This is a genomic window from Mitsuokella jalaludinii DSM 13811 (assembly GCF_000702905.1).
Classification (GTDB): domain Bacteria; phylum Bacillota; class Negativicutes; order Selenomonadales; family Selenomonadaceae; genus Mitsuokella; species Mitsuokella jalaludinii.
Map to the genome: position 1 here is coordinate 1 of NZ_JNKR01000060.1, position 2,055 is coordinate 2,055.

3 protein-coding genes and 1 pseudogene are annotated in these 2,055 nt (G+C 43.4%); 2 read left to right on the plus strand and 2 right to left on the minus strand.

Annotation, left to right across the window (positions count from 1 at the left end; all coding sequences use genetic code 11):
* Positions 1 to 115 precede the first annotated feature (115 nt).
* Positions 116 to 976: an MBL fold metallo-hydrolase gene (locus T518_RS11150; protein ID WP_036378983.1), complete on the minus strand. Its 861-nt coding sequence runs from the start codon at positions 974 to 976 to the stop codon at positions 116 to 118.
* A gap of 136 nt (positions 977 to 1,112) precedes the next feature.
* Between T518_RS11150 and T518_RS11155 the strand changes: the two genes are divergently transcribed.
* Positions 1,113 to 1,574: an Lrp/AsnC family transcriptional regulator gene (locus T518_RS11155; RefSeq protein ID WP_036378985.1), complete on the plus strand. Its 462-nt coding sequence runs from the start codon at positions 1,113 to 1,115 to the stop codon at positions 1,572 to 1,574.
* Entirely contained in the window at positions 1,571 to 1,780 is a 210-nt protein-coding gene (locus tag T518_RS12145) for a hypothetical protein (RefSeq protein WP_036378986.1), read from the plus strand. Before T518_RS11155 ends, T518_RS12145 begins: the two co-directional genes overlap by 4 nt.
* Positions 1,781 to 1,824: 44 nt before the next feature.
* On the opposite strand, the pseudogene T518_RS12150 reads toward T518_RS12145, so the two are convergent.
* Positions 1,825 to 2,055, minus strand: a pseudogene (locus tag T518_RS12150) (IS30 family transposase); the annotation flags it as partial.

Below are 2,055 nucleotides of genomic sequence, written 5' to 3' on the forward strand. Positions count from 1 at the left end.
TGTATAATTGAGACATCACGTAGCACCTCTCGTGTTTGGTTTGTGGTGAATCTATTATACACCAGCAGGGACTACGTGATTTTATTATGTCTCAAGAGCTGTAAACTGCTGGTTCTTATTTATCAAAATTTATTATCTGTCCATCATCCGGTACAGCTACCTGTTTGCCTAACTTTCTGCTATGGACAAAGTCGCGCATATTCTTGCGTGATACTGTGCAATGGTTAATGGCATCCATATGCACCGCTACAATTTTGGCCTTTGGCATTCTCGTTGCCGCTCTGCCTACATCTTCTGTACCCATAATAATGGAATCATTGTAGCAGATGGACTTAGCATAACCAGTATTCATAATTAGAATATCGGGCTGACGATTTTGTAGCGTTTTATCAACCCGGGCCGTCCAGACCGTATCGCCCATCAGGTAAGTAGTTTTTTCACCGGGAGCAGCAAAGACCACGCCCATACTTTCTCCGAGCAGTACGCTATAAGCGGGATTGGCATACATCTCTTCCGTACCATGCGTGCCTTCTACTCTGGTCAGGCGCACCCCTTGGAACTCGATATCCCGATTCAGCACCTGAACATTGCGGAAACCTTCCTTGCGAATTTCAGTAGCGTCCTTATCATCCTGCACAAATACAGGAATATCTTTGTTGATGAACTGCTGAGCTACTTCATCCCAATGGTCAAGATGGGTATGCGTGACAATTAACGCATCAACATTCTTTAATACATCCTCCTTTGATTCGGGCAAGTCCATCTTGGGATTGCGCACCTCACTGTTGAAAGAACCAGCAAAGCCTTCATAACGGCCTTTTTCTGCCAGCATGGGATCTATCAAAAATACCGTATCGTTGTACGCCAATTTGCCCGTAGCATTGCGTACATGCTGGTAAGAAACCTGTGCAAAGGCATTGCCCGTCATCATCGTCATTCCCAAGAATGCAGCTATTAAAGTTTTTCTCCATTTCATTTCATTTCCTCCTCTGAAGCATAATTTAATTTACATTGTGATTATACTTTGCTAGAATTTTATTTACGATACAGAATTTCAAGAGATGCAGACAAATCACTTGAAATTTTCAAGTTTTCAAGTTAGGAGCATTGCCATGAATTTTTTACCTGCCAACAACAAAAAAATTGACAAAACTGACCATGAAATCCTCAGCATTCTGCATAAAGAGGCCAGAATTTCCATGACTGAACTGGGAAAACGCGTTCATTTAACCAGTCAGGCGGTCAAGAATCGTCTTGACCGCCTGACTGGTTTGGGCGTTGTCCATCACTATACCGTGAATGTCAACTGCCCCATATATGGTTATAAAACACATGCCCTTATAAAAATAACCCCACACAGCGGTTTTATGAAGTCCCTGTTGGATTATCTTACTCAGTGCCACAGCCATATCAACCACTGTTATCAGATAACTGGTGCTCAAACACTATCCATCGACAGTTATTTTACGGACGAGGCCGAATTGCAGGAATTTATTGACACAATCCAAAAATGGGGGGATTATGAAATCGAATTGGTATTAAGGGACATCTTACTCTCTGAAGGTGATGAATGATTTTTTCTGTAACAGACACACTCACTATCTGCAGACATAAGATTTTGTGTGGTTTCCGTCAGGCTTTCTCAAACACCAAGGCCGACAGTGATACCATCATCAAGTGTTTTCAAATTATTATTTCTTTATACAGCAGTTTACAGCTTTTAAGCCGCTTGTTCATCGCCCCAGGACAAGGCCTGCAAGGCTTTGAGCAGAGCGCTTGAATTTATGCTACTTTTGGCTTTGGACACCAAAGTGGGGTGAATTGTCAAGCTAAGTGCAACACCTTTGAGAAGTAGACCTCATATGGTGTTTTATAACCAAGGCACTTCCTAGGGCGCAAGTTCAGCTCATGGTACTTCCTTTGGATGTACTCCTCTGGTGTATCCGTGAGGTCCTTGCCCTTCGGGAAGAACTCCCGCAGAAGCCCATTGGTATTCTCGTTGGTCCCGCGTTCCCATGGATGGTGCGGAGCAGGAAAGTAGAACGTCACACGCTT